This is a genomic window from Nocardioides sp. (assembly GCF_964228225.1).
Lineage (GTDB): Bacteria > Actinomycetota > Actinomycetes > Propionibacteriales > Nocardioidaceae > Nocardioides.
Genome location: NZ_CAXQZB010000071.1, coordinates 18,921 through 44,430 on the forward strand (window position 1 = coordinate 18,921; position 25,510 = coordinate 44,430).

Consider the following 25,510-nt stretch of genomic DNA (forward strand, 5'->3'; position numbering starts at 1 on the left):
CACCTCCGGGCCCCCGGCCCCGCATCGACCCCGAAGGGTGTCCGCCGATGAGCAGTCTGTCCGAGCGACTGGCCGCCGCGCGACGTGCCGCCACGGCCGCCCAGGCCGCGCAGGCCGCCGCCGAGGCCGCCGTCTCCACCACCGAGGACGGCGCCGCCCCGGTGGAGCCGACCACGCCCCTGCGCGCGCCGGGGGGCAGCCACCGGGCGCCCGACCCCGTGCCGGATCCGCTGAACGACCCCCTCGGCGAGCCCCACGGCGGGCCCCTCGAGGCGCCCGTCGACGAGACCCCGGCGCCCCCGGTGCCGGCGGAGCCGGCGGAGCCGAGTGCGCCCGCCACCTCCAGCAGCCCCCTGGGCACCGCGCTGGCGGCGGCCGGTGGCGCCGCCCCGCCCGCGGGCGCGCCCTCGCTGGCCAAGGGCGGGAGCCGGCTCCCCCGGGGGGCGGGCGGCGCCGCGGACCGCCTGGAGGAGCTCAAGGCCAGCGTGCACGCCGAGCTGCTCCAGCAGCTGGGCCCCCACCTCTACGACTCCGACATGGACCAGAACGAGCTCGACCAGCGGGTGCGCACCGTGCTGGCCGAGCTGCTCTCGGCCCAGGAGCGCCCGCTGTCCTCCAGCGACCGCGCCCGGGTGACCCAGGAGATCAGCGACGACATCCTCGGCTACGGGCCGATCGAGCCGTTCCTGCGCGACCCCGACGTCTCCGAGGTCATGGTCAACGGCCACGCGAGCGTGTGGCTGGAGCGCAAGGGCCGACTGGTGCCGGCCGAGACGACGTTCAACGACGAGGCGCACCTGCGGCGGGTGATCGACAAGATCGTGTCCCGCATCGGACGCCGCGTGGACGAGTCCAGCCCGATGGTCGACGCCCGCCTGCCCGACGGCAGCCGCGTGAACGCCGTCGTCCCGCCGCTGGCCATCGACGGCTCCGCGCTCACGATCCGCAAGTTCGCCGCCGACCCGCTCACCGTCGAGGACCTGATCCGCTTCGGGTCGCTGACGCCGCAGACCGCCGACTTCCTCGAGGCCTGCGTGCGGGGCCGGCTGAACGTGATCGTGTCGGGCAGCACCGGTGCCGGCAAGACCACCACCCTCAACGTGCTGTCCTCCTTCATCCCCGACGACGAGCGCATCGTCACGATCGAGGACGCCGCGGAGCTGCAGCTCAAGCAGGACCACGTGGTGCGGCTGGAGTCGCGCCCGGCCAACATCGAGGGCAAGGGCGCGGTGACGATCCGCGACCTGGTGAAGAACAGCCTGCGCATGCGGCCGGACCGCATCATCGTCGGCGAGGTCCGCGACGCCTCCGCCCTCGACATGCTGCAGGCCATGAACACCGGCCACGACGGGTCGATCTGCACCCTGCACTCCAACGGCCCGCGCGACACGCTCTCCCGCATGGAGACGATGGTGCTGATGGCCGGCATGGACCTGCCGGTGCGCGCGATCCGCGAGCAGGTGGCCTCGGCGGTCGACCTCATCGTCCACCAGACCCGCTTCAAGGACGGCACCCGGCGCATCACCCACATCACGGAGGTGGAGCGCATGGAGGGCGACATCATCACCCTCCAGGACATCTTCGTCTTCGACCACTCCGCCGGCTTCGACCTCCAGGGCAACCTGCTCGGCACGATGCGGCCCACCGGCCTGCGACCCAAGTTCCTGGAGAAGATGGCGCAGTCCAACGTGACGGTCGATCCGCTCGTGTTCCACGCCGGGATGATGCGATGACGCTCCTCGCCCGCCGCCGGGTCGCCGGCGCACTCACCGGCCTGCTGGCCGCCCCCACCGCCCTCCTGCTCACCGCACCGGCCCACGCCGCCGACCTCACCGAGCCCGCGATCGTCCAGCTCTCCCGCACCCCCGCGGGCCTGCAGGTCGTGGTCGACGTGCCGGCCGACGTCACCCCCGACCTCGCCGGGGTGGGGGCCACCGTCGACGGCACCGACTACCCCGCCACCGCGGCCCGGATCGCCGACGGCGACACCACCGTGCAGCGCACCACCGTGCTGGCCATCGACACCTCGGCCTCGATGGAGGGCGAGCGCTTCGCGGCCGCCCAGGAGGCCGCCCGCGCCTACCTCGACGCGGTGCCCGCCGACGTCGCCGTCGGCATCGTCAGCTTCGACTCCGCGGTGCGCACCGACCTCGAACCCACCCTCGACCGCGACGCCGCCCGGGCCGTGATCGACGACCTCACCCTGGCCCGGCGCACCGAGCTCTACGAGGGCGTGCTCGAGGCGGTCGCGGTCGCCTCCGGCGGCGACGGCACCACCGCCGACGGCGGCCAGGCGCAGGTCCTGCTGCTCTCCGACGGCGCCGACACCGGGCGACTGCGCGTGGCCGACGTCGCGGCGAGCATCGCGGCCTCCGGCGTGCGGCTCGACGTCGTCGGCCTCGAGCAGTCCGCCGCCGACCTGCGCACCCTGGAGCGGCTGGCCGGCGAGGAGGGCCGCGTGGTCAACGCCGACCCCGAGGCCCTCGCGGCGGCCTTCTCGCAGGAGGCCTCGGTGCTCGCCCGCCAGGTGGCGGTGACGATCGAGGCGCCCGCCGAGGTCGTCGCGGGCCAGGTCTCGGTCGCCCTCACCCTGCCCAGCAGCGGGGGCGACCTCCGCCTCGCCTCGACCCTGCCCGCCGCCGACGGCGCGCCCGCCCCGGCCCCGGCCCCGATCACCGCCGCCACCGCGAGCGGACCCGGGATCGACCTGCCCGGCTGGGTCAACTACGCCGGAGTCGCGGTGTTCGCCCTCGGCCTCGTGCTCGCCGTCATGGCCCTGGTGCCCCGCCGCCCCGAGCCGCTCAGCGTCGAGGAGCGCGTGGTCACCTACAGCCAGCTGGGTCGTAGCACGGCCCCCGTCGTGCCCGGCGGCGGTGTCCCGGACGCCGCCAAGCCCGAGCCCGCCCTCGCCCAGGCCACCGAGGCGGCCGCCCAGGTGCTGCGTCGCAACCGGGGCCTGGAGGAGGGGATCACCCGCCGCCTCGCCGCCGCCGGCAGCGAGCTCAAGGCCTCGGAGTGGCTGCTCGTGCACACCGGCGCGTTCGTGGCGATCACCCTGCTCGGACTGCTGATCGGCGGCGGCCGCCCCGTGATCGCCGTGCTGTTCGTGGTGCTCGGCGCCCTCGGGCCGTGGCTGTACCTCGGGATGCGCGGCTCACGCCGCCGCAAGCGCTTCGACTCCCTGCTGCCCGAGACGCTGCAGATGATGGCGAGCTCGCTGTCGGCCGGGTTGTCGCTGGCGCAGTCGGTGGACACGATCGTGCGCGAGGGCGCCGAACCGGTCCGCACCGAGTTCCGGCGGGTGCTGGTCGAGACCCGGCTCGGGGTCTCCCTCGAGGACGCCCTCGAGGGCGTCGCCACCCGCTTCGACAGCCGCGACTTCCGCTGGGTCGTCATGGCGATCCGCATCCAGCGCCAGGTCGGCGGCAACCTCGCCGAGCTGCTGCACACCGTGGCCGCCACGATGCGTGAGCGCGAGTACATGCGCCGCCAGGTCAACGCCCTGGCTGCGGAGGGCAAGCTGTCCGCGATCGTGCTCGGCGGCCTGCCGCCGCTGTTCCTGCTCTACCTCATGCTGACCCGCTACGACTACGTCGAGCCGCTGTTCACCGAGCCGCTCGGCATCGTGATGCTCACCGGCGCGAGCCTGTGGCTGGGCATCGGGATCTTCTGGATGAGCCGACTGGTCAAGGTGGAGGTCTGACCCATGGTGCTGTTCTTCATCCTCGGGCTGGTGCTCCTCGTGGTCGCGGCCCTGCTGATCACCTCGGCGCTGGCCACCGACGAGGAGCACGACGGCGTCGGCAAGTCCCTGGCGGTGCTGGAGGCGATGACCACCGCCCCCACCGAGCTCAAGAGCGAGCTGGACCGCCCCTTCGCCGAGCGCGTCCTGGAGCCGCTGCAGGCCCGCGCCCTCACCCTGGGCCGACGGCTCAGCGGCAACGACTCCGCCGAGCGGCTGCGCCGCAAGCTCGACCTCGCCGGCAACCCCGGCGACTGGAGCCCCGACCGGGTGATCTCGTTCAAGGTGATCGGGGCGTTCTCCCTCACCCTGCTCGGCCTCGCCCTGGCGCTGGTGATGGCGGTGCCGGTGACCATCCTGCTGGTGATGACGCTGGGCGGTCTCGTGCTCGGCTTCTTCACCCCCGACCTGTACCTCTACCAGACCGCCTACAACCGGGCCGAGCAGATCGAGTCGACCCTGCCCGACGCCATCGACCTGCTGACCATCAGCGTGGAGGCCGGTCTGGCCTTCGACGCCGCCCTGCAGCAGGTGGCCCGCAACACCGAGGGCGCACTGGCCCAGGAGTTCAGCCGGGTGCTGCGCGAGATGCAGATCGGCCAGAGCCGCTCCGACGCCCTGCGCGCGCTCTCGGAGCGCACCAACGTCGACAACCTCAAGACCTTCGTGGGGGCGATGGTGCAGGCCGACGCCTTCGGCATCCCGATCGCCAACGTGCTGCGGGTGCAGTCCAGCGAGATGCGCGTCAAGCGGCGCCAGCGCGCGGAGACCAAGGCCCAGCAGGTGCCGGTCAAGATGACCGTCCCGCTGATCTTCAACGTGCTGCCGGCGCTGTTCGTGGCGATCATCGGTCCCGCGATCCTCAGCGTCCTGGGCAAGTTCTGAGCCCCACCCCGGCTGGCAGGCGGAGGAGGCGGACGCGAGGATGAGCCGGTGACCCCGCCCCAACGCGCCTCCCGCATCTCCGTGGCCGCGCGGGTGTTCGTCGTCGTCGCGCTCGGCGCGCCGGTGGTGTGGTACCGCGACCAGTACACCCTCACCGCCCTGGTGATCCTCGACGCGATCTGGCTGGCGATCTCGCTGGCCGAGCGTCGCCCCGCCTGGACGATGAGCCTCGGCCTGGCCGAGGCCGGCGCCGTCGGCCTGCTGTGTGGCGTGGCGCTCAGCGACGCCCCCGCGGTGCTGCTCGCGCTCGTGGTGGCGCCGTTCGCCGCCGCGGTGCGCCACGGCGTGCGGGCGGGCGCGCTCGCGCTCGGGGTGCAGACGATGATCCTGCTCGCCGCGGCCTTCGGCGCCAGCGACCAGGCGCCGACGTCGGAGCAGGGCCTGTCGATGGTCACCTGGACGATCGCGAGCATCGGACTCGCCCTGATCGGCGGGTTCGTGCACGTGAGCCTGGACGCCGTGCCCGACGAGCTCTCGCCCTACCTCGACGCCCAGCGCCTGATCCGGCAGCTGCTCGACCTCTCCGACGACCTGTCCTCGGGCCTGGACGTGCCGACCCTCGCCGGGGAGCTCACCAGCCAGGTCCGCGACGTCCTGCCCGCGGCCACCCTCGGTGTCTACGCCCCGCGCGGAGAGGTGCTGGTGCCGCTCCTGGCCCGGGCGCACGACGGCGTCCCGGGCGCCGACGGCGTGCTCGAGGCCGCCGAGGCGGCCGAGGACCTGGCCCTGGAGTCCTGGACCCGCCAGGAGCCGCTGACCTACCACGACGCGTTCGCCTTCCCCCTCGGCGAGCGCATCGTCGTGGGCGGCACGATCGGGACCGGCTCCGACCTGAGCCTGGAGGAGATCGAGCACCGCATCCTGGACCTCCTCGAGGACCTGCCCGCCCTCGCGGTGCAGCTGGAGACCGCCCTGCTCTTCGCCGACTTCCGCGACTCCGCCTCCGCCGACGTGCGCCAGCGGCTGGCGCGAGAGATGCACGACGGCGTCGCGCAGGACATCGCCTCCCTCGGCTACTTCGTCGACGCCCTGGCCGCCAAGGCGACCTCGGAGACCCAGGAGAAGGCCTTCGCCCTGCTGCGCGAGCGGATCACCAAGATCGTGGCCGAGGTCCGCCAGTCGGTGCTGACGCTGCGCACCAGCATCGGCGAGTCGGCGAGCCTCGGCGCCGCGATCAGCACGGTGGCGCGGCACCTGAGCGAGTCCTCGCGGATCCCGATCGCGGTCACCCTCGACGAGCACTCCACCCGGCTGCGGGCGGAGGTGGAGGCCGAGCTGTTCCGCATCGCCCAGGAGGCGATGAACAACGCCATCAAGCACTCCCGCTGCTCCGCGATCGAGGTGCACTGCCAGGTGCACGCCCCGCGCGCGGTCATCACCGTCACCGACGACGGCCGCGGCCTGCAGCAGGCGCGCAGCGACTCCCACGGGCTGAAGATCATGCGCGAGAGGGCACGCCTGGTGGGCGGGGTCCTGGAGATCCGCGACAACCCCACCGGCGGGCTCACGGTCGCCGTCACCGTCGGCACCTGAGGACCGCTGGTCGGATCTCCTTCCCGTCCTCGTCCGGGACTGAGAGGATCGGCACATGGCTGGCGCTCCCCTCCGCATCCTGCTCGTCGACGACCACGAGCTCATCCGCAGCGGGCTCTCCGCGGTCCTCGACCTCGAGGACGACATGGACGTGGTCGGCACCGCGGGGTCGGTCGCCGAGGCGCTGGCCCGCTTCGCCGAGCTGCGCCCCGACGTCGTGATCGCCGACCTGCAGCTGCAGGACGGCACGGGCCTGGACATCGTGCGCACCCTGCGCAAGGGCAACGACACCGTCGGGCTGATCGTGCTCACGATGCACTCCGGCGACGACCAGATCTTCGCCGCGATGCAGGCCGGCGCCTCGGGGTTCGTCGGCAAGGACGCCCCGAGCAGCGAGGTCGTCAAGGCGGCGCGGCACGCCGCGGTGTCGCCGCGGGCGTTCGTGTGCGCCGGGCTGGCCGGAGCGATGATGCGCCGGGCCTCGGGTGAGTCCACCTCCCTCACCGAGCGCGAGCACGACGTCCTGCTGCTGCTCGCCGACGGGCTGGGGGCCGCGGCGATCGGGGAGCGGCTCTACCTCTCGGAGTCCACCGCGAAGTCCCACATCGCGCGGATCTACCAAAAGCTCGGCGCCGCCAACCGCGCCCAGGCGCTGGTCACCGCCATGCGCATCGGACTGCTGTCCTCGATCTCCCCCAGCGAGAAGTAGGACCACCCTGCCCCGCGCCCGGCCCTAGTCACAAATGACTAGGCGGCTCGATCCAGACTCCTGATGAGGCGCCCGGGCCGACACCAGCATGATTCTTCATGTGAGGTTCCTCGCCTCACATGAGGGACCAGCCCCACATCACCAGATTGGACGACCGACATGCTCCAGACCGCCCTGATCCTGCTCCAGGCCCGCAAGTCCGAGATGAACGAGCGCGGCGCCTCCGCCGTCGAGTACGGCCTGCTCGTCGCCGGCATCGCCGCCCTGATCATCGTCGCCGTGTTCCTGCTCGGCAACAACCTCTCGGGTCTGTTCAACGACACGGCCAACTCGATCGGCTGACGCCGACCTTCGGCACCGCACGGGGCGGATCCGGCTTCATCGCCGGATCCGCCCCGGCTGCGTCTCCGGGGTGTGACAAGGATGCGGCAAGCACCGCGGCCCACCGTCGGCTCACGTCGCGCCCCGTCCCACCCCACCCCCACTCCCGCTCCGAGGTCGAAGGACGTCCCATGAGGTCCCCGCTCCTGCTCCGCTCCGCCCCCGCCCTGCGCCGCCGCTGCGAACGCGGCGCCTCCTCGGTCGAGTACGGCCTGATCGCCTTCGGGATCGCCGCCACCGTGGCCGCCGCGGTGTTCTTCTTCGGCGGCGCCGTGCACGACCTGTTCAACGACGCCTGCGGGATCATCCCCGGCGCGACCTGCTGACTCCGGCTGACCCCGGCTGGTGCCGGCTGACCCCGCCGATCAGCCGGCGCCGGGCAGCGACCGCAGCCGCTGCTGCCACGCCCCCAGCAGCTGCGCCTCGCTCCAGCCGGCCGCGCGGCGCAGCGCCCGTGCCGGATCGGCACCGGCGTCGACGGCGTCGTACAGCGCCACCAGCCCGTCCTGGCCCGCCCGGTCGGCGATGGTGACGCACAGCAGCCACGCCCCCTCGTAGACCGCGCCGAGGTGCGGCCCGCGGGTGTCGAAGTCGGCCGCGCTCGGCAGCGCCCGCGGGACGCCGTCGGCGCGCACCCGCGCCGCGATCTGCCGGGCGGTCGTGGCGAGCGGCAGCGTGGTGTCGCGCAGCGCGACGTAGTCGGCGAAGCCCTCGATGAGCCACAGCGGTGAGCCGCTGCGCGGCGCACGCGTGGCGAGATGGGCCAGCTCGTGGGTGAGCACCACCTGGCGCGCCGCGGTGCCGAGGCCGTCGAACACCTCGGGGTTGAGCAGGATGTGGATCGGCGACGTCGCGGAGTTCACGCCGTCGGGACTGCCGGTCACCGCGGCGATCTGGGTGTAGTAGCCGGGCTCGACGTCGAGGGTGGACTCCAGCGCCGCGGCGTCGGCCGGCACCTCCAGCACGAAGGACCGCGACCACCCCGAGACGACGGCGGCGACCTGCGGGACCGCCCGGCGGGCCAGCGGCAGGTAGCCGGCGGGGTCGCGCGGCTGCTGGGCGACCACGAGCACGCCGCCCTCCGCGCTCACCGAGATCGGGCCCGCCGCCCAGATCGGGGTGGCGAGGTCGCCGCCGCCGACCGTCACCACTGTGGCACCGGCGCCGGGGGCGCCGCGCACCTGCACCTGCATCTCGGCGCGGGCCTCGGCGCGGTCGACACCGCGATAGCGCCAGCGCACCTCCGTGCTCACCGCCACGGTGCCGTCGGGGGCCACCCCTCCGATCCGGTCCAGCAGACGCAGGCTCACGCCGAGGTCGGCGGCATCGGCGTTGCGGGCCAGCTGCGCGAGACGCTCGCCGGCGGTCGGATCCACCCCGAGGGCGGCGGCGGTCGCCGGGTCGTGGGCGTCGATCGCGCGTCCCAGCGCGGCGACGACGGCGGCGACGTCGCCGTCGGTGGGGCCGGTGGGGGCAGCGTCACCGATCCGCGCGACGTAGGGCTCCTCACCGCCGCCGAGCAGCAGGACCCCGGCCACGACGAGCGCCACGAGAAGCCCGAGGAACCCGACGAGTCGCGGGCCGCGACGACGCGGCGCAGGGGCCCCGACGCCCTCGGGCGCGGGGTCGACCGGGATCGGGGAGTCGCTCAGCGGCGTCAGCCCGGGCGGACCGCGCCGACGTAGGGCATGGAGTACAGCGGCGAGACCCGCACCCCGGCGCCGGGGTTGGCGGCGTGCACGATCATGCCGTTGCCGATGTACATGCCGACGTGGCTGATGGGGCTGTAGTAGAAGACGAGGTCGCCGGGCTGCAGGTCCGAGGCCGCCACATGCGGGCCGGAGCCGTACTGCGCGGCGGAGGAGTGCGGCAGGGCCACCCCGGCCTGGGCCCAGGCGACCATGGTCAGACCCGAGCAGTCCCAGGCGCTCGGGCCGGCCGCACCGTAGACGTAGGAGTCGCCGACCTGGGCCATCGCGAAGTCGATCGCGGCCTTGGCGCGCCCGGAGGCGGGGATGTTCTTGGGGATCGCGGAGGTGTCGCCGGCGAGGAGCGCCTCGCGCTGCTTCTCCTCGAGGTCGGCCAGGAGGTCCTCGGCGGAGGCGAGCTTCTCCTCGACGGTCGCCTTCTCGCGGGCCAGCTGCGCGCGCAGGTCGGTGAGCTGGTCGACGCGGGTCTCGGTGGCCTGACGACGCAGGTCCAGGGCCTTCGCCCCGGCGCGGTAGTCGTCGAGCACACCCTGCTGCAGCTCCTGCAGCGAGCTCATCGCCCCCATCTGCTCCACCAGGGCGCCGGTGTCGCCGGCGGTGAGCACGGAGGTGAGCGCGTCGTAGCCGCCGCCGGTGAACTGCGTCAGCACGGCATCGCGCGCCTCGGCGCGGACGTCGTCGAGCTGGCGCGAGGCGCGGCGCTCGTCGGCCTGGAGGTCCTCGAGGCCCTCCTGGAGCCGGTCGAGCTCGAGCTTGGCGTCGTTGAGCCGCTCGGAGGCCTGCTCTGCCTCGTGGAAGAGCGTCTCGACCCGGTCGCGGACCGAGTCGATGTCGGGCTCCGCCTGAGCGGGCATGGTGGTGAGCCCGAGCACGGCGGCGAGCGCGAGGCCCGCCCCTGCCGAGGCGAGTCGCAACCGTCGGTCCTGCACGGTCAGCCGATCCCCTTCGCGTGTCGTGCGTCTACCGGGTGAGCTGACGGGTTCGGGCACGACCTGCCCTACCCCCGCTCCTGGCCCCGAGGCCGTCTCGCGAGGGATGCACCCCAGTGTGGTGGTTCCCCGGCTCCGACCGTGGTCGGACTCGACGTGGTGCCCGTGCGGGTCGTCGACCCGCGTCCGCCGGACACCGGGCCCTACGGTAGACGCAGCGACCCGACCGTGTCACACGAGCCCACCGATGGTGGGCGGGATCACGCCGACTCGACGATCGGGCTCGCCGTGGGCAGCACCAGGCGCAGCGGGGGCACCAGCCCACTCTCGGCCAGCACGTCGAGCGCGCGGCGCTCCTCCTCGTCCAGCCTCAGCTCCGGCGGCGGTCCCAGCAGCACCGTGACCACGCAGTCGTGGCAGGCCAGGCCGCGGACCTCGCAGCTGTCGCAGTCGATTCGTGTCGTCATGTGCGGAACCCTCCCAGCACCCACCGACAGTTCCCGCCGACCGTTCCTGCTGACCGTTCCTGCCGACCGTCCTCCCCCGGGGTCCGTAGGCTGCCGGGATGACCGGATCACCGCCCCCGCCGGGAGGCCGCGGACTGCGCACCGCGGCCGCCAGCCTCGTCAGCCGGATCCGGTTCCGCCGGATCGGCGGGTCGAGCGCCTACTGGGAGGCCCGCTACGCCGCCGGCGGCGCCTCGGGAGCGGGCTCGGTCGGCGACCTGGCCGCCTTCAAGGCCGCCCACCTCGACCGCATCGTGGCCGAGCACGGCATCGGGTCGGTGATCGAGTTCGGGTGCGGCGACGGCGACCAGCTCGCACTGGCCTCCTATCCCCGCTACCTCGGCCTGGACGTCTCCCCCACGGTCATCGAGCGCTGCCTGGCGCGCTTCGCCGGCGACCCGACGCGCAGCTTCGCCGTGCTCGACCCCGCGCGCTTCCACGACCCGGCCGGGTTCCTGCGCGCCGAGCTCACGCTGTCCCTCGACGTGCTCTACCACCTGGTCGAGGACGACGTCCGCGACCGGCACCTGCGCCAGCTGTTCGGCGCCGCCACGCGGTTCGTGGCGATCTACTCCTCCGACGAGGAGCTGCCCGATCCCGCCGCGCACGTGCGGCACCGGCCGTTCTCGCCGTGGGTGGCCGCCCACGCCCCGCAGTGGCGCCTGGTCGAGCGGATCGCGAACCCCCACCGCGGGCACGACCCCGCCGCGGTCGCCGACCTGCACCTGTTCGCCCGCGTCGGCTGACCCGACGCCCCGCGCCGCCGCGTCACTGCACGGTTCTGTCGGTGCCCGCGCCTACCGTTCCTCCCATGTCCTCCCGCCCCTCCCCCGCCGCCCCCGGTCGCGCCGCCGGCCCCGCGGGGAGTCGCTGGGAGCAGCAGCGCAGCTTCGACGAGCTCGGCCGGCCGCTGCGCGACATCACCTTCTGCGTGGTCGACCTCGAGACCACCGGCGGCTCGGCGCAGAACGGCTCGCGCATCACCGAGATCGGCGCGGTGAAGGTGCGCGGGGGCGAGGTGCTCGGAGAGTTCCAGACCCTGGTCAACCCCCACACCCCGATCCCCGCGTTCATCGCGGTGCTCACCGGCATCAGCAACACGATGGTGGCCGCCGCGCCCCCGATCGAGTCGGTGCTGCCGGCGTTCCTCGAGTTCGCCGCCGGGTGCGTGCTCGTGGCCCACAACGCCCCCTTCGACGTGGGGTTCCTGCGCCACATGTGCACCGAGCAGGGCCGCGCGTGGCCGGCCTTCGAGGTCGTCGACACCGCGATCCTCGCCCGCCGCGTCATCCCGCGCTCGGAGTCGCCCAACCACAAGCTCGGCACCCTCGCCCGCGTGCTCGGCGCCACCACCACCCCCAACCACCGCGCGCTCGCCGACGCCCGGGCCACCGTCGACGTCCTGCACGTGCTGCTCGAACGGATCGGCACCCAGGGCGTGCAGACCCTGGAGGAGCTGCGCACCTACTCCGGACGGGTCAGCCCGGAGCAGCGGCGCAAGCGGCACCTGGCCGACGCGCTGCCGCACGCCCCCGGCGTCTACCTCTTCCGCGACGACGCCGACCGGGTGCTCTACGTCGGCACCTCCCGCGACGTCCGGCGCCGGGTGCGCACCTACTTCACTGCCTCCGAGACCCGCACGCGCATGGGCGAGATGGTGCGGCTCGCCGCCCGCGTGGAGGCCCTCGAGTGCGCCACCCCGCTGGAGGCCGCGGTGCGCGAGCTGCGCCTGATCGGTCACCACAAGCCGCCCTACAACCGCCGCTCGCGGTTCCCCGAGAAGGTCACCTTCCTCAAGCTCACCCGCGAGGTCTGGCCGCGGCTCTCGGTGGTCTCCCAGGTGCTCGACGACGACGCCGACTACCTCGGCCCGTTCTCCTCCCGCGCCAGCGCCGAGCAGTGCCTGGCCGCGCTGCACGAGACCTTCCCGATCCGCCAGTGCCGCGACCGCCTGGGCCGGCGCAGCAGGCGCACCCCCTGCGTGCTCGCCGAGCTCGGCCGCTGCCTGGCGCCGTGCGACGGGTCGGCCGACGAGCTCACCTACGGCGCGGTGGTGCGGCGGCTGCGCGACACGCTGGTCGACGATCCCGACGACGTCGTGGAGGCCGTCAACCACCGCATGGCCGTGCTGGCCGAGCAGGAGCGGTTCGAGGAGGCCGGGGTGCACCGCGACCGCCTGGCCTCCTTCGTCCGGGCCGCGTCCCGCACCCAGCGGCTGACCTCCCTCACCTCCTGCCCCGAGATCGTGGCCGCCCGGCGCGAGGACGACGGCCGGTGGGCCGTGCACGTCATGCGGTACGGCCGGCTGGCGGCGGCCGGCACCATCCCGCCGGGCAGCCACGCCCGCTCGGTGGTCGACCAGCTCCTCGCCGCCGCCGAGACGGTGCGGCTCACGGCCGCCACCCCAGGGCCGGTCCCGGTCGCGAGCGCGGCCGAGACCGAGCTGGTGCTGCGCTGGCTGGAGTCGCCCGGCGTGCGTCTGGTCGAGGTCGAGGGCGAGTGGACCTGCCCGGTCAGTGGGGCCGCCCGGCGGCTCGCCCCCCACGGCTCGATCGCCGAGCCCGCCCCGTTCGCCGGCTGACCCGGCGGGGAGCACGCCCCTAGGCTGCTCGCATGATCACCGCCATCGTCTTCATCCAGGCCGAGGTCGACCAGATCCCCGAGGTCGCGGAGGCGATCGCCGCGCTCGACGGTGTCTCGGAGGTCTACTCCGTGACCGGCGGCATCGACCTGATCGCGCTGATCCGGGTGCGCCAGCACGAGGACATCGCCCGGGTGGTCGCCGACCGGCTCAACAAGGTGCCCGGCGTGCGCGACACCGAGACCCACATCGCCTTCCGGGCCTACTCCCGCCTGGACCTGGAGTCGGCCTTCTCCCTCGGCCTGGACTGAGCGGGACTCACCCGGCGCGCCGGGCCACCAGGAAGTGGGCCAGCGGGAACACCTCGCCGGTGGCCCTGCGCGCCAGACGACCGAGCGGCGTGCGGCCCAGCCCGAGCGCGAGCGCGCACACCGCGGCGGCGAGGAACCGCCCGACCAGGGGCACCTGCTCGAGGGCCTTGGCCACCAGGTCGGCCTGGACGTCGAGCAGCCCGCCCAGGGCCGTGACCTCCACGACCTCCAGCCCGTGGTCGCGGCACAACCGCTCCAGGGAGTAGCGGGTGTGGCGCAGGTAGTCGTGCGGCGCCTCGTGCACCCGGTACAGGAACGGGGTGTTGAGCAGCAGGTGCCCGCCCGGTCGCAGCACCCGCGCGATCTCGGCGATCGCGAGGTCGGGGTCGGGCAGGTGCTCGAGGACGTCGGAGCTGAGCACCACGTCGGCGACGCCGGTGGCCAGCGGGAGCGGTCGCCGCAGGTCGCAGTGCACGTCGACCCCGGCCGACTCGTGCAGGGAGGCAGGCCAGTCCAGCCCTACGGCCCGCTCCACCAGCGACGCGTAGCGCAGGCGCAGCGGCGCGCGGCCGCAGCCGAGGTCGATCAGCAGACCGCGGGCGTGGCGGCCCAGGGCGTCGTCGTAGCGGGCGGCGGTGAGGTCGGCCACCAGGCGCGACGACGCGGCGAGGTCGCGCCGGTCACGGCTGCCGACCAGCCGGCCGCGGCGCCACCGGTACTTCGACGGCGTCCAGACGGCGGCCCCGCTCACGGGCCCACCTCGGCCTCGGCGAGGGCACGCACGACGTCGTCGTTGCCCCCGGCGAGGTTGGCCGTGGCCAGCTGCGGGGCGTGCCACACCGGACGGACCGGGAAGTGGTGCGGGTGGTCGGCCACCTGCCCGATCCCACGCCCGGCGCGCACGGCGACGTGATGGATCCACAGGTCGTCGGCGCGCGGTGCGAGCCGGCGGAAGGCGTCCCCGGCCGCCCGCAGCTCGGCGAGGAAGCCCACGGGGTACCAGACGCCGCCCACCCCGGTCGGCACCCGGTCGGCGGACGGGTCGGTGCCCCGCGCGAGCGGCCACTCCCGGTACGGCGCCCAGCCCTCCCCCCGCGCGATCCTGCGGCGGCTGCGATGGCACCACAGCGCCTCGGGCGCGCGCGCTCCGGCGTCGACGAGGTCGGCCAACCAGCGGCGCGGGTAGTAGACGTCGTCGTCGGCGGTGACCAACGGCGACTCCGGCTCCCCCGGGTCGAGGGCGAGGGCGGGCACGTACTTCTTGTGCGGGCCGAGGTCCTCGCACCCGCGCACCTCCAGCCCGCGCCGCTGCAGCCGGCGCAACGATCGTGGCGGCGCGGCGACCGCGGCGGCGTCGTCGAGCCAGAGCACCAGGCGGTGCGGACGCACGGTGCCGGCGGCGATCGACTCGAGCGTGAGGTGCACCCCGCGCAGCCGGGATCCGTAGGTGGTGAGCGACACGACCACGGGGGCCTCCCCCACCACCGGACGACGCCGCAGCCGGTGCAGGACGCCGAACCACGGGGTGAGCACGAACCCCAGCACGACGGCGCGCAGCGACTCGGCCAGCGCGACCGCCCGGCTGCGCTCGCGGGGGACGTCGACCGGGCGGCGCAGGGCGCGACCGTACAGGGCACCGAACACCGGCGCCGGCAGCAGCTGGACCCCCCGGCGCAGGAGCAGGTTGAGGACCATCCGCGGCGCCGAGATCAGCCCGAGTCGCCGCAGCTCGGTCTGCAGGCCCCACTCCAGGCGTCCCAGCGCCCGCCGACGCCGCAGCACGGCCGGCCCGGCGCGGAAGGAGACCAGGGGGTCGGGCAGGCTGTCGGCGCGGGCCCCGGCGGCGAGCAGACGCGCCATCAGCCCGTAGTCCTGCATGTGCCGCCACGGGGGGTAGCCGCCGGCCGCGAGCGCCGCCTCGCGCCGGTAGAAGGCGGTGGGGTGGTTGACCGGGTTGTTCCAGCGCACCCGCCGGGCCAGCGCCGGGCCGGTCGGTGCGGGACGGATCGCGACCGGGGTGGCCGGGTCGTCGTCGAACTCCGCCATCGCCGAGCCCAGCAGGTCCAGGTCGTGGGCGGTCGCATGGGCGAGCTGCCGGGCGAGGCGGTCGGGGCGGTTGAGGTCGTCGGCGTCGGCCTTCGCGATCCACACCCCGCGCGCCGCCGCGAGGCCGGCCTGGTTCGCCACCCCGGCACCGGAGTTGACGGCCAGCACCACGCGGCGCACGCCGTCATGCTGCTGTTCGAAGCGCTCGAGCACCGCCCGGTGCGCCGCCGACAGCGGACCGTCCTCCACGATCACGACCTCCTCGGCCCGACGCTCCTGGCGGCGCAGGGAGTCCAGGCCGGCCGCGAGGTGGGCGGGGTCGACGCCGGCGTGCACGGGCAGCACAACGCTGATCTCCGGGGTCTCCGGGGTCTCCGGGGCCGTCACGTGGTGCGCTCCGGGGCGGTCGCCCGCACGAGCAGCCCCAGGCCGAGCAGCCCCACCGCCACCAGCCCGAGCACCGGGAGCGGATGCCAGGAGGCGTCGGCCAGGGCCACCGGGTTGCGGGACTCCGAGGCGCGCACCCCGAGGATCCCGACGACGTGCGCGGCCATCACCGCCGCGAGCAGACCCACCCGTCGGCGCGGCGACGGCGTGCGGCCCGCGCGGGCGAGCCCGACCCCGGCGAGCAGCACGAACCCGACGGCGTAGGGCAGGCCGTAGCGGCCCTGCCAGATCACGCCGTCGCGGCTGTCGCCGGCGGCGATCGTGGCCAGGAAGCCCAGCATGAGCGCTCCGGCGAGGGCGCCCAGCACGACCCGCTGGGCGTGCGCAGGGGCGTGCCGCACGAGCTGCTGCAGCACGACGATCACCGCGCCCGCCACCAGCAGGTACACCGGCCAGGGGGCGAACTGGTTGCGGTAGGGGTAGGCGGCGATCGCCTGCACCACCCACAGCACGCCGTGCGCCGGGCTGAGCCCGACGTCGTCGCTGCCCGGACCGGCCGAACCCACCGCCGAGCCGGGTCCGCGGACCCACCACAGGAACTGGGCCGCGCTGAGGCCGGCCGCGAGCACGGTGAGCACGACGGCGCGCCGGGAGCGCCGCAGCACGTCGCGGGCCGCGGCCGGCGCCCAGGCCACGAGGGTGAGGGCGATCCCGGCGAGGAACACCGGCCCGAGCAGGCGCAGGCTGCAGATCACCACCGCGCAGAGGGCGAGGACGAGCCACAGCACCCGGTCACCGACCGGGTCGGGGTCGTCGCGGCCGGACAGGAGGGCGAGACCGCCGAGCCACACGCCGAGGCCCGCCGCCATCTCCACCCCGTTCGGGGCGGCGACGGCGGTGGAGTACAGCAGCACCGGACTGCAGGCCACCACCAACGCCAGCCGGGGCCACGACGCTCCCCCTGGAGCACGGGCACCGCAGCGGCCGGCCGCGTAGGCGGCGAGGCCGAGCAGCAGCCCGCACAACCCCACCGTGGCCAGGCGCATCGCGGTCAGTGCCGCGGCGCCGTCGAACGGACGCGCGATCGTGCCGACGATCCAGTAGAACGCCGGGTGGTAGCCGGCCGCGGCCGAGCCGACGTCGACCAGGCCGTCGGCGCCCGGGGGGCCGAGCGGGCTGCAGTTGTCGGGACCGGTGTAGCGCAGGCTGGCGCACTCGGCGTGGGCGGCGGCGACCAGGTCGGGCGGCACCCGCACGAGCAGGCCGCGACCGTCGGGCACCGGCGCCGTGGCCTCCACCTGGCCGCGGGCGACGGCCGCGGCCCGGAACGCGTGGTCGAACTCGTCGATCCCCCCGAACGGGGGCAGCGTGACCACCCACGCCAGCGGGACGAGCAGCAGCCCGAGCACCAGCAGCAGGCCCGGCGGTGCCGCTCGCACGGCCCGGCGCGCACCGCGGGGGCGCGACCCCGGCCGTTCGTCGACTCGCACGCCTCCACCCTAGGGCGCCACCGCTCCTGGCGAGGCGGTCCGCGCCACCCGATCGACCCCACTGCGCATGGCCCGTTCGGACTAGACGGTCGGCCCGTCGATCCGGTGCCGCACGCCGGCCGACACACCTAGGGTGGGGGGACCAACGATCCACCGACACCGTCCTGATCCCACCCGGAGCCCGCCATGCCACCGACCACCGCGCCCTTCCCCTGCGTGGTGATCCCGATGCACGACGAGGCCGCGGTGATCGCCGAGGTCGTCCGCGAGGTGCGGCGCGGGTTCGCCCGGGTCGTGTGCGTCGACGACGGCAGCAGCGACGACAGCGCCGCGCTGGCCCGCGCCGCCGGAGCCGAGGTCGTCGTCCACCCGATCAACCTCGGCCAGGGGGCGGCGATCGAGACCGGGATACGGGCGGCGCTGCGCGACCCGGCGGTCACCCACGTCGTGACCTTCGACGCCGACGGACAGCACCGGGTGGACGACGCGCTGGCGATGGTCGAGACCGCGGCGACCCACGACGTGCAGGTGGTGCTCGGCTCGCGGTTCCTCGGCGACGTCTCGACCCTGCCGGCGGCCCGACGCCGACTGCTGCGGGCGGCGACCGCCTTCAGCCGCGCCACCACCGGCCTGGCCCTCACCGACGCCCACAACGGCCTGCGCGTGCTGCGTCGTGACGCCGCCGCCGACCTGCGGGTGCGGCTGCACGGCATGAGCCACGCCAGCGAGATCCTCGGCACGATCGCCCGGCGCGGGTGGAGCTACCGCGAGCACCCGGTCACGATCGACTACACCCCGTACTCGCGCGCCAAGGGGCAGCGGGCCTACAACGCCGCCAACATCCTCTTCGAGGTCGCCTGCCACCGGCTGCGGCACGCCGCCTGACACGCCGCGCCCTAGGCTTGCCCGCCATGTCCGTCCTGCCGGCCGTGCTCACCCCCGCCACCGCCCTGCTCGACGGCGCCGCGATCAAGGTCCTGCTGGTCCTCTCGCTCGCCGGTGCGGCGGCGTTGCTGGTGCGGGGGCGGCCCACCGCGCTGAGCCTGCTGCTGCGGCGTGCGCTCACCCTCGCCGTCGTCGCCCTGGGGGTCGTGGCGGTGCTGCTGCCCGACACCGTCACCGACGTCGCCCAGCTGCTCGGGGTCGGACGTGGCGCCGACCTGCTGCTCTACGTGCTGTGCGTGACGTTCCTGTTCGTCACCATCGGCCTCTACCTGCGCCTGGGCCAGCTGCACGACCGACAGGTCGAGCTCGCCCGTCGCCACGCGCTGCTGGAGGCCGAGGTCGCCCGGCTCCGCGGCGACGACGCCTGAGCGGTCGTGCGACGCCCCGGACACCCGGGGGATCAGGCGCCGGCGGCCGCGATCCAGCGCTCGAGCACCTGCCCCGCCGCCCCGGAGTCGACCGACTCCGCGGCGCGGGCCAGCCCCTGCTCCAGGGCCGCGAGCGGCTCCTGCCCAGGGGCGCCGTGCACCGCGAGGGCGGCCGCGGCGTTGAGCAGCACGGCGTCGCGCACCGGGCCTGGCTCGCCCGCCAGCAGCCGACGCACGACCTCGGCGTTGAAGGAGGCCTCACCGCCGCGCAGGTCCTCGGCCGTGGCCGGCGCCAGTCCGAGCGCGGCCGGGTCGACGACCTCCTCCCGCACGTCGCCGTCGTGGACGACCCACACCCGGGAGGTCGTGGTGGTGGTGAGCTCGTCGAGGCCGTCGTCGCCGCGGAACACCCAGGCGTCGGCGCCGCGGGCTGCGAAGACGCCCGCCATGATCGGGGCCATCCGCAGGTCGGCGCAGCCGATCGCCTGGGCGGCCGGGCGGGCGGGGTTGGTGAGCGGACCGAGGAAGTTGAACGTCGTCCCGATGCCGAGCTCGCGCCGTGGCGCGGCGGCGTGGCGCATCGCCGGGTGGAAGGCGGCGCTGAAGCAGAAGGTGATGCCGGCCTCGACGGCCACGGCCGCCACCCGGTCCGGGGCGAGGTCCAGGCGGATGCCGAGGGCCTCGAGCACGTCCGCGCTCCCGGTCTGCGAGGACGCCGAGCGGTTGCCGTGCTTGACCACCCGCGCCCCGGCCCCCGCGGCCACGATCGCCGCCATCGTGGAGATGTTCACGGAGTTGGACCGGTCCGCGCCGGTGCCGACGACGTCGAGCAGGCGACCCGCCACCTCGATCGGAGTGCGCCGGGCGTACATCTCCTCAGCGAGCGCGGCCACCTCGGCCACGGTCTCGCCCTTGGTGCGCAGCGCGACCACGAAGCCGGCGATCTGGGCAGGGGTGGCCTCACCGGCCAGGATCTCGCCCATCGCCCAGCGCACCTGGTCGACGGCGAGGTCCTCGCGGGCCGTGAGGGCGCCGAGGACCTCGGGCCACCGCGACGACGTCATCAGGAGGTCGACGGGACCCGCGGGCGCAGCAGGCCCAGGGCGGCCTCGGCGAGCTGCAGCGGGTCGATCGGGTGCGACACCGCGGCGTCGGCGCGCGACCAGGTGGCGAGCCAGGCGTCCTGTGGACGACCGGTGAGGACGATCACCGGCGGGCAGCGGAAGATCTCGTCCTTGAGCTGCTTGGCGATCCCCATCCCGCCGGCGGGCGTCGCCTCGCCGTCGAGCACCACCAGGTCCACGCCGCCGGCGTCCATCGTCGCGATGACCACCGGCTCGGTGGCGACCTCGACGTACTCGAGCTCGGGGAGCTCGGGGTGCAGCCGCCGCCCGAGGGCCAGGATGACCTGCTGGCGCGCGTTCACGTCGTCGCTGTAGACGAGGACCTTGAGTCGGGAGACGTCGCTCACGTCGTGCATGCTATCGGGCGCCGCCCGACGGCGCGCAGGGCCTCGGGCTCAGCGCGAGCCGGGCACGAATTCCCACCCGCAGGGGTGTAAGCCGCCGGCCGGGCCCGACAGGTGGCGGCCCCGACGGGGCCGCTCGCCGGGCTCGGACCGGTCGCGCGAGGTGACACCCGTCACAGCCGCGCGACCCGGCGTACCCGCGCCGCCGGGGTGCGCAGCGGTCCCCGGATCGTTCGGAGCCGCCACGACCCGATCGGCCCGACCCGGGCCGGGGACGCCCGGATCCCGCGTCACGGCGCGGTCCACGACCCCCGATGGGCGTCGGAGGCGGAGGACGCCAAGCCTGGACGCCGTGCTCGCGACACGCCGTCGCACCCGCCCCCCGGGGTCTGTCGACCGCGTCCCGCCGACCACCCGCACCGACCCCGGGAGCGGGTGAGGCGTCCGACATCGGGGGTGGTGCTGAGAGTGGCCTGAAACCGCGCCATAATGAGTACGTGGCGACCTCGACTGCGACCCTTCCGGCTTCCCGTCTGCACGGGCAACACGACCGCCCGTCGATGGTTGCGGTCGGCACCATCATCTGGCTGTCCAGCGAACTGATGTTCTTCGCGGCGCTCTTCGCCGCCTACTTCACCATCCGCTCGGTCAGCCCCGAGCTGTGGGCCGAGAGCACCGCGGACCTCAACGTCCCGTTCGCCTCGGCCAACACCACGATCCTGGTGCTGTCCTCGCTCACCTGCCAGCTCGGCGTCTTCGCCGCCGAGCGCGGCCAGGTCGGACGCACCGGGTCGGTGTTCAACATCAAGGGCTGGGGACTGCGCGAGTGGTTCATCCTCACCTACGTCATGGGCGCGATCTTCATCGGCGGCCAGGCGCTCGAGTACGCCGAGCTCGTCCACGAGGGCCTCACGCTCTCCTCCGACGCCTACGGCTCGATGTTCTACCTCACCACCGGCTTCCACGGCCTGCACGTGACCGGCGGTCTGCTGGCGTTCCTGCTCGTGCTCGGGCGCACCTACATCGCCCGCAAGTTCACCCATGAGCAGGCCGTCAGCGCCATCGTCGTGTCCTACTACTGGCACTTCGTCGACGTCGTGTGGATCGGGCTCTTCGCCACGATCTACCTCATCAAGTAGTCCCGTCACCCCCCGAACCAGCAAGGGATGAGATTGTGCGTTTCCTGAACCGCTCCGCAGGTTGGGTCTCCCGGCGTCGCCGGGGGCCGCTGGCCGGTCTCGCGGTGCTCTTCCTCGCGCTGCTGCTCACCGGTGGCGTCTACTCGGCGTTCTCCCCCGGTGCGAGCGCCGAGGAGACCGCGACGTCCGCCGAGGACATCGCGAAGGGCCGCGAGCTCTTCATCGTCGGCTGCGCCTACTGCCACGGCTCCAACGGCGAGGGCGTGCTCACGCAGTCCGGCGAGCAGTACGGCCCGCCGCTGATCGACGTCGGCGCCGCCTCGGTCGACTTCCAGGTCGGCACCGGCCGCATGCCGCTGGCCGCGCCCACGCAGCAGGCCATGCGCAAGCCCCCGGTCTACTCCGAGGAGGAGACCCGACAGCTCGCCGCCTACGTCGACTCCCTCGGCACCGGTCCCGCGATCCCCACGGTCGAGGACTACACGCTGCCGGCCGACCTCACCGAGGAGGAGCGCGAGGAGGCCATCTCCCGCGGTGGCCAGATCTTCCTCACCAACTGCACGGCCTGCCACAACTTCGACGGCTCCGGCGGTGCGATGCCGCGCGGCGGCTTCGCCCCGACTCTTCGGGGTGTGTCGGCCAAGCACATCTACGAGGCACTGTTGACCGGACCCCAGTCGATGCCCTCGTTCTCCAACGGCAACCTGAGCCCCTCGGAGAAGCGCGACGTCATCGCCTACCTGAAGAAGACCGAGCAGACGCCCGCCTACGGCGGCGCCGGGCTGGGCAACCTCGGACCGGTCTCCGAGGGCCTGTTCGCCTGGCTCGTCGGCATCGGCGGTCTGGTCGGGTTCGCGGTCTGGATCGCCGCCCACACCACTCGTTCGTCCAAGAAGCCCCGCGGCGCCGCCGCCACCACGGAGTAGGGAGTCCAGCGCGTGAGTCACCACGACGAGCACCTGCCGGCCGTGCCGGAGGAGCCCATCGCCAACCCGGGCCTCCCGGAGCACGTGTACCGGCCGACCGACGTCGACGACCGGGCCGAGCGCCGCGCCGAGCGCCAGGTCGCCTCGCTGTTCATGGTCTCGGCCGTGTTCACGATCCTGTTCCTGGTCGCGTACTTCAGCCTCGACATCAAGGACAACTGGGCCACCGTCGGCGGCCTCGGGGCCTCCACCGTCGCCCTGGGCGTCTTCCTCGGCCTCGCCCTGCTGTGCATCGGCGTCGGCATCATCCAGTGGGCCCGCAAGCTCATGGCCGACCACGAGATGGTCGAGATGCGTCACCCGGCCCGGTCGGCCGACGAGGACCGCGAGGCCACCCTCGCCGCACTCGCCGACGGCCTGGAGGAGAGCGGTATCGGCCGCCGTCCGCTGGTCCGCAACAGCCTCTTCGGCGCCGTCGGCCTGCTGGGCCTGCCCGCCGTCGTGCTGCTGCGCGACCTCGGCCCCACCCCGAGCGAGGTCGACGACGCCGCCACCGGCAAGGGCCTCAAGCACACCCTGTGGGGCACCCGGCCCAGCGTCCGCGTGGTGCGTGACGTCGTCGGCACCCCGATCCGTCCGGGCGACCTCGCCATCGGCGACCTCGTCAACGCCGTTCCCGACGGCCTGTTCGACCTGCACGGGCTGGACCTGCAGGTCGCCAAGTCCAAGGGCGCCGTCGTCGTCGTCAAGATGGAGCCCTCGGAGATCAAGTCCACCCAGGCCCCCGAGGGCGACAACTGGAGCTACGAGGGCGTCCTCGTGTTCTCCAAGATCTGCACCCACGTGGGTTGCCCGATCTCGCTGTACGAGCGGACCACCCACCACCTGTTGTGCCCGTGTCACCAGTCGACGTTCGATCTCGCGGACTCGGCCAAGGTCGTCTTCGGGCCCGCCCACCGTCCTCTGCCGCAGCTGCCGCTGACGGTGGACGAGGAGGGCTACCTCTGCGCACGCAGCGACTTCGTCGAGCCCGTCGGGCCTAGCTACTGGGAGCGTGAGAAGTGAGCATCGATACCAGCAAGGTGGCGCGTACCAACGCGTCCACTGCCGCTGACACCCGCAAGCCCAACCGGGCGGGCGTGGTGGCGAACTGGGCCGACGAGCGCCTCGGACTCGGCACGGCCATGAAGAAGAACCTGCGCAAGGTCTTCCCTGACCACTGGTCCTTCATGCTGGGCGAGGTCGCTCTGTGGAGCTTCGTCGTCGTGCTGCTGACCGGCGTCTTCCTCACGCTCTGGTACGTCCCGAGCATGGGCGAGGTCGAGTACAACGGCTCCTACGACCCGATGCGCGGCGTCGGCATGTCGGAGGCCTACCGGTCCACCCTGCACATCTCCTTCGACGTGCGCGGCGGCCTGCTGCTGCGCCAGATGCACCACTGGGGCGCGATGGTCTTCATCGCCTCGATGATGGTCCACATGATGCGCGTCTTCTTCACCGGCGCGTTCCGCAAGCCGCGCGAGATCAACTGGGTCATCGGCTGCCTGCTGCTGTTCCTGGGCACCATCGAGGGCTTCACCGGCTACTCGCTGCCCGACGACCTGCTCTCCGGCACCGGTATCCGCGCGGCGGACGGCTTCATGAAGGCCTCCCCCGTCGTCGGCACCTACATGTCGTTCTTCCTCTTCGGCGGCGAGTTCCCGGGTGAGTCGATCATCCCGCGCCTCTACACCGTCCACGTGCTGCTGATCCCGGGCCTGCTGCTCGCCCTGGTGGCCGCCCACATGCTGTTGCTCGTGTACCACAAGCACACCCAGTGGGCTGGTCCCGGCCGCACCGAGGAGAACGTCGTCGGTTACCCGATGCTCCCGGTGTACGCCGCCAAGGCCGGTGGCTTCTTCTTCATCGTCTTCGGCACCATCGCCGTCATGGGTGGTCTGCTGACCATCAACCCGGTGTGGAAGTTCGGCCCCTACGACCCGACCAAGGTCACCGCGGGCTCGCAGCCCGACTGGTACATGGGCTGGCCCGACGGTCTGCTGCGGATCATCCCCGGCTGGGAGTCGGTCATCTTCGGCTACACCATCAGCTGGAACATCATGATCCCGATCCTGATCGCGCCCGTGGTGATGCTGCTCGTCCTCATCGCCCTGCCGTTCATCGAGGCCTGGATCACCGGCGACAAGCGGGAGCACCACCTGCTCCAGCGGCCGCGCGACGTTCCGACGCGGACCGCGATCATGGTCTCGCTGATGACCTTCTACGGCCTCGCCTGGGCCGCGGGCGGTAACGACATCATCGCGATCAAGCTGCACCTGTCGATCAACCAGATCACGTACTTCATGCGCGTGATGATCTTCGTCGGGCCCGCGATCGCGTTCTTCGTGACCCGCCGCTGGTGCATCTCGCTCCAGCGCCACGACCGCGAGAAGCTGCTCCACGGCTACGAGACCGGCGTGATCATGCGCTCGCCTGAGGGCGGGTACTCGGAGCGTCACCTGCCGATCAGCGAGGCCGCGGCCTACACGCTGACCGCGCGGGACCGCGACGAGGTGTTCGTGGCCGGCTCCAAGGTCGACGAGAACGGCGTGGCCGCCCCTGGTGGTCGCCTCGACGGACTGCGGTCCAAGCTCTCGACGCTGATGTACGCCGACAACGTGCAGAAGCCCACCGTCGAGGAGCTCGACGAGGCGCGTCACCACCTGGAGCACGAGCTGCACGGCGACCACGCGCTGGTCGGCGGCAGCGAGCCTCCCGCGCTGGAGAAGGGCCACTGAGCCCCCTCCCCCGCTGAGACACACCACCAGGGCCCCCGGACATCGTCCGGGGGCCCTGGTGCGTCTCCGGCCGGCGCTGGCTCTGGGCGAACGCAGCGAGTGGCAGGCGGCTGTGTCGGGTGCGGCTGACTCTCGGGTGCGCGCGTCTCGTGACGCTCGCTGGCGCTCGCTCCTCGACGACCGTGGCACCCCGACGCCGTCACGAGGCGCGGTGACCTCTCCGGTGCAGGCCTCCCGCGACCCCCGCCGGTCTCCTCACGGTCGTCGAGGAGGCGCCCCAGCGCCGTCACGAGACGCGGTGAGCCGGCAGACGGCGCTACCGCGTGAGGGCTGCACCCCCGGGTGCGCGCGTCTCGTGACACTCGCTCGCGCTCACTGCTCGACGAACGTGTCACCCCGGCGCCGTCACGAGGCGCGGTGACCTCTCCGGTGCAGGCCTCCCACGACCACCGCCGGTCTCCTCACGGTCGTCGAGGAGGCGCCCCAGCGCCGTCAGGAGACGCGGTGACCTCTGCGGTGTAGGCCTCTCGTGGCGCTCACCAACGCGAGTTCGTCGACGATCCCTTCACGGGCGTCGAGGAGGCGCCCCAGCGCCGTCACGAGACGCGGGGAGCCGGC

Annotated in this window: 24 protein-coding genes and 1 riboswitch; of the genes, 16 read left to right on the forward strand and 8 right to left on the reverse strand. The window is 73.6% G+C overall.

The window, feature by feature from the left end; translation table 11 throughout:
- The first annotated feature begins 47 nt into the window (after positions 1–47).
- From ACERUJ_RS16720 to ACERUJ_RS16750, 7 genes are all read left to right on the forward strand, one after another.
- On the forward strand, positions 48–1,733 hold the full coding sequence (locus ACERUJ_RS16720) for a CpaF family protein (RefSeq protein ID WP_370249967.1): 1,686 nt from the start codon (positions 48–50) through the stop codon (positions 1,731–1,733).
- On the forward strand, positions 1,730–3,703 hold the full coding sequence (locus ACERUJ_RS16725; protein ID WP_370249969.1) for a type II secretion system F family protein: 1,974 nt from the start codon (positions 1,730–1,732) through the stop codon (positions 3,701–3,703). The genes ACERUJ_RS16720 and ACERUJ_RS16725 overlap by 4 nt, the downstream gene beginning before the upstream one ends.
- A 3-nt stretch (positions 3,704–3,706) precedes the next feature.
- A complete protein-coding gene (locus tag ACERUJ_RS16730) occupies positions 3,707–4,627 on the forward strand; it encodes a type II secretion system F family protein (protein WP_370249970.1) in 921 nt (306 codons plus the stop codon).
- A gap of 48 nt (positions 4,628–4,675) precedes the next feature.
- Positions 4,676–6,220, forward strand: a complete 1,545-nt coding sequence (locus ACERUJ_RS16735; protein ID WP_370249971.1) for a sensor histidine kinase — start codon at positions 4,676–4,678, stop codon at positions 6,218–6,220.
- A gap of 55 nt (positions 6,221–6,275) precedes the next feature.
- Positions 6,276–6,929 carry a response regulator gene (locus ACERUJ_RS16740; protein WP_370249973.1) on the forward strand — a complete coding sequence of 218 codons (654 nt, stop codon included), beginning with the start codon at positions 6,276–6,278 and terminating at the stop codon, positions 6,927–6,929.
- A 159-nt stretch (positions 6,930–7,088) separates the two neighbouring features.
- Positions 7,089–7,271, forward strand: coding sequence for a Flp family type IVb pilin (locus ACERUJ_RS16745; protein ID WP_370249975.1), 183 nt, complete (start codon positions 7,089–7,091; stop codon positions 7,269–7,271).
- Between the two features lie 170 nt (positions 7,272–7,441).
- Positions 7,442–7,636 (forward strand): Flp family type IVb pilin, encoded by a 195-nt coding sequence (locus ACERUJ_RS16750; protein ID WP_370249977.1) that lies wholly within the window; start codon positions 7,442–7,444, stop codon positions 7,634–7,636.
- Positions 7,637–7,675: 39 nt separating this feature from the next.
- Here ACERUJ_RS16750 and ACERUJ_RS16755 read toward each other — a convergent pair whose 3' ends face one another.
- From ACERUJ_RS16755 to ACERUJ_RS16765, 3 genes are all read right to left on the reverse strand, one after another.
- A complete protein-coding gene (locus ACERUJ_RS16755) occupies positions 7,676–8,860 on the reverse strand; it encodes a hypothetical protein (RefSeq protein WP_370249978.1) in 1,185 nt (394 codons plus the stop codon).
- A 107-nt stretch (positions 8,861–8,967) separates the two neighbouring features.
- The gene (locus tag ACERUJ_RS16760) at positions 8,968–9,933 is read right to left on the reverse strand and encodes an NlpC/P60 family protein (RefSeq protein WP_370249979.1); all 966 of its coding nucleotides are present in this window, start codon (positions 9,931–9,933) and stop codon (positions 8,968–8,970) included.
- Positions 9,934–9,961: 28 nt separating this feature from the next.
- Positions 9,962–10,115: riboswitch (cyclic di-AMP (ydaO/yuaA leader) on the reverse strand.
- A gap of 93 nt (positions 10,116–10,208) precedes the next feature.
- Positions 10,209–10,415, reverse strand: coding sequence for a hypothetical protein (locus tag ACERUJ_RS16765; RefSeq protein WP_370249981.1), 207 nt, complete (start codon positions 10,413–10,415; stop codon positions 10,209–10,211).
- Between the two features lie 98 nt (positions 10,416–10,513).
- On the opposite strand from ACERUJ_RS16765, the gene ACERUJ_RS16770 reads away from it, so the two are divergent.
- The 3 genes from ACERUJ_RS16770 to ACERUJ_RS16780 all read left to right on the forward strand — a co-directional run bounded on the left by ACERUJ_RS16770 (position 10,514) and on the right by ACERUJ_RS16780 (position 13,346).
- On the forward strand, positions 10,514–11,200 hold the full coding sequence (locus ACERUJ_RS16770; protein ID WP_370249982.1) for a hypothetical protein: 687 nt from the start codon (positions 10,514–10,516) through the stop codon (positions 11,198–11,200).
- A gap of 65 nt (positions 11,201–11,265) precedes the next feature.
- Positions 11,266–13,035, forward strand: coding sequence for a DEDD exonuclease domain-containing protein (locus ACERUJ_RS16775; RefSeq protein ID WP_370249984.1), 1,770 nt, complete (start codon positions 11,266–11,268; stop codon positions 13,033–13,035).
- Positions 13,036–13,067: 32 nt separating this feature from the next.
- Entirely contained in the window at positions 13,068–13,346 is a 279-nt protein-coding gene (locus ACERUJ_RS16780) for an Lrp/AsnC family transcriptional regulator (protein WP_370249985.1), read from the forward strand.
- Between the two features lie 7 nt (positions 13,347–13,353).
- Here ACERUJ_RS16780 and ACERUJ_RS16785 read toward each other — a convergent pair whose 3' ends face one another.
- From ACERUJ_RS16785 to ACERUJ_RS16795, 3 genes are read right to left on the reverse strand one after another with little or no spacing between them, the layout of a single operon-like run.
- Positions 13,354–14,097, reverse strand: coding sequence for a methyltransferase domain-containing protein (locus ACERUJ_RS16785; protein WP_370249986.1), 744 nt, complete (start codon positions 14,095–14,097; stop codon positions 13,354–13,356).
- Complete coding sequence (locus ACERUJ_RS16790) at positions 14,094–15,779, reverse strand: glycosyltransferase (RefSeq protein ID WP_370249988.1); 1,686 nt, start codon at positions 15,777–15,779, stop codon at positions 14,094–14,096. The genes ACERUJ_RS16785 and ACERUJ_RS16790 overlap by 4 nt, the downstream gene beginning before the upstream one ends.
- A complete protein-coding gene (locus tag ACERUJ_RS16795; RefSeq protein ID WP_370249990.1) occupies positions 15,776–17,269 on the reverse strand; it encodes a DUF2142 domain-containing protein in 1,494 nt (497 codons plus the stop codon). The genes ACERUJ_RS16790 and ACERUJ_RS16795 overlap by 4 nt, the downstream gene beginning before the upstream one ends.
- Positions 17,270–17,455: 186 nt before the next feature.
- Here ACERUJ_RS16795 and ACERUJ_RS16800 point away from each other — a divergent pair, with 186 nt between their 5' ends.
- On the forward strand, positions 17,456–18,154 hold the full coding sequence (locus ACERUJ_RS16800; RefSeq protein ID WP_370249991.1) for a glycosyltransferase family 2 protein: 699 nt from the start codon (positions 17,456–17,458) through the stop codon (positions 18,152–18,154).
- A gap of 26 nt (positions 18,155–18,180) precedes the next feature.
- A complete protein-coding gene (locus ACERUJ_RS16805) occupies positions 18,181–18,582 on the forward strand; it encodes a DUF2304 family protein (RefSeq protein ID WP_370249993.1) in 402 nt (133 codons plus the stop codon).
- 32 nt (positions 18,583–18,614) lie between these two features.
- Here the strand turns inward: ACERUJ_RS16805 and trpD are convergent, their stop codons facing one another.
- Positions 18,615–19,646: an anthranilate phosphoribosyltransferase gene (gene trpD / locus ACERUJ_RS16810; protein ID WP_370249994.1), complete on the reverse strand. Its 1,032-nt coding sequence runs from the start codon at positions 19,644–19,646 to the stop codon at positions 18,615–18,617.
- The gene (locus ACERUJ_RS16815) at positions 19,646–20,062 is read right to left on the reverse strand and encodes a hypothetical protein (protein WP_370249996.1); all 417 of its coding nucleotides are present in this window, start codon (positions 20,060–20,062) and stop codon (positions 19,646–19,648) included. Before ACERUJ_RS16815 ends, trpD begins: the two co-directional genes overlap by 1 nt.
- A gap of 521 nt (positions 20,063–20,583) precedes the next feature.
- On the opposite strand from ACERUJ_RS16815, the gene ACERUJ_RS16820 reads away from it, so the two are divergent.
- The 4 genes from ACERUJ_RS16820 (at position 20,584) to ACERUJ_RS16835 (ending at position 24,892) form a co-directional block, all read left to right on the forward strand.
- Positions 20,584–21,189 carry a heme-copper oxidase subunit III gene (locus tag ACERUJ_RS16820; RefSeq protein WP_370250003.1) on the forward strand — a complete coding sequence of 202 codons (606 nt, stop codon included), beginning with the start codon at positions 20,584–20,586 and terminating at the stop codon, positions 21,187–21,189.
- Between the two features lie 35 nt (positions 21,190–21,224).
- Complete coding sequence (locus ACERUJ_RS16825; protein WP_370249998.1) at positions 21,225–22,115, forward strand: c-type cytochrome; 891 nt, start codon at positions 21,225–21,227, stop codon at positions 22,113–22,115.
- Positions 22,116–22,127: 12 nt separating this feature from the next.
- A complete protein-coding gene (locus ACERUJ_RS16830) occupies positions 22,128–23,180 on the forward strand; it encodes a Rieske 2Fe-2S domain-containing protein (RefSeq protein WP_370249999.1) in 1,053 nt (350 codons plus the stop codon).
- Positions 23,181–23,299: 119 nt separating this feature from the next.
- Positions 23,300–24,892, forward strand: coding sequence for a cytochrome bc complex cytochrome b subunit (locus ACERUJ_RS16835; RefSeq protein ID WP_370250004.1), 1,593 nt, complete (start codon positions 23,300–23,302; stop codon positions 24,890–24,892).
- The last annotated feature ends 618 nt before the right edge of the window (positions 24,893–25,510 follow it).

Excerpts from the sequence above, each read along its gene's own strand:
- ACERUJ_RS16720 (WP_370249967.1), top strand. The coding sequence starts at position 48 with ATGAGCAGTCTGTCCGAGCGACTGGCCGCCGCGCGACGTGCCGCCACG.
- ACERUJ_RS16725 (WP_370249969.1), top strand. The coding sequence starts at position 1,730 with ATGACGCTCCTCGCCCGCCGCCGGGTCGCCGGCGCACTCACCGGCCTG.
- ACERUJ_RS16730 (WP_370249970.1), top strand. The coding sequence starts at position 3,707 with ATGGTGCTGTTCTTCATCCTCGGGCTGGTGCTCCTCGTGGTCGCGGCC.
- ACERUJ_RS16740 (WP_370249973.1), top strand. The coding sequence starts at position 6,276 with ATGGCTGGCGCTCCCCTCCGCATCCTGCTCGTCGACGACCACGAGCTC.
- ACERUJ_RS16745 (WP_370249975.1), top strand. The coding sequence starts at position 7,089 with ATGCTCCAGACCGCCCTGATCCTGCTCCAGGCCCGCAAGTCCGAGATG.
- ACERUJ_RS16750 (WP_370249977.1), top strand. The coding sequence starts at position 7,442 with ATGAGGTCCCCGCTCCTGCTCCGCTCCGCCCCCGCCCTGCGCCGCCGC.
- ACERUJ_RS16765 (WP_370249981.1), bottom strand. The coding sequence starts at position 10,415 with ATGACGACACGAATCGACTGCGACAGCTGCGAGGTCCGCGGCCTGGCC.
- ACERUJ_RS16770 (WP_370249982.1), top strand. The coding sequence starts at position 10,514 with ATGACCGGATCACCGCCCCCGCCGGGAGGCCGCGGACTGCGCACCGCG.
- ACERUJ_RS16775 (WP_370249984.1), top strand. The coding sequence starts at position 11,266 with ATGTCCTCCCGCCCCTCCCCCGCCGCCCCCGGTCGCGCCGCCGGCCCC.
- ACERUJ_RS16780 (WP_370249985.1), top strand. The coding sequence starts at position 13,068 with ATGATCACCGCCATCGTCTTCATCCAGGCCGAGGTCGACCAGATCCCC.
- ACERUJ_RS16800 (WP_370249991.1), top strand. The coding sequence starts at position 17,456 with ATGCCACCGACCACCGCGCCCTTCCCCTGCGTGGTGATCCCGATGCAC.
- ACERUJ_RS16805 (WP_370249993.1), top strand. The coding sequence starts at position 18,181 with ATGTCCGTCCTGCCGGCCGTGCTCACCCCCGCCACCGCCCTGCTCGAC.
- trpD (WP_370249994.1), bottom strand. The coding sequence starts at position 19,646 with ATGACGTCGTCGCGGTGGCCCGAGGTCCTCGGCGCCCTCACGGCCCGC.
- ACERUJ_RS16815 (WP_370249996.1), bottom strand. The coding sequence starts at position 20,062 with ATGCACGACGTGAGCGACGTCTCCCGACTCAAGGTCCTCGTCTACAGC.
- ACERUJ_RS16835 (WP_370250004.1), top strand. The coding sequence starts at position 23,300 with ATGAAGAAGAACCTGCGCAAGGTCTTCCCTGACCACTGGTCCTTCATG.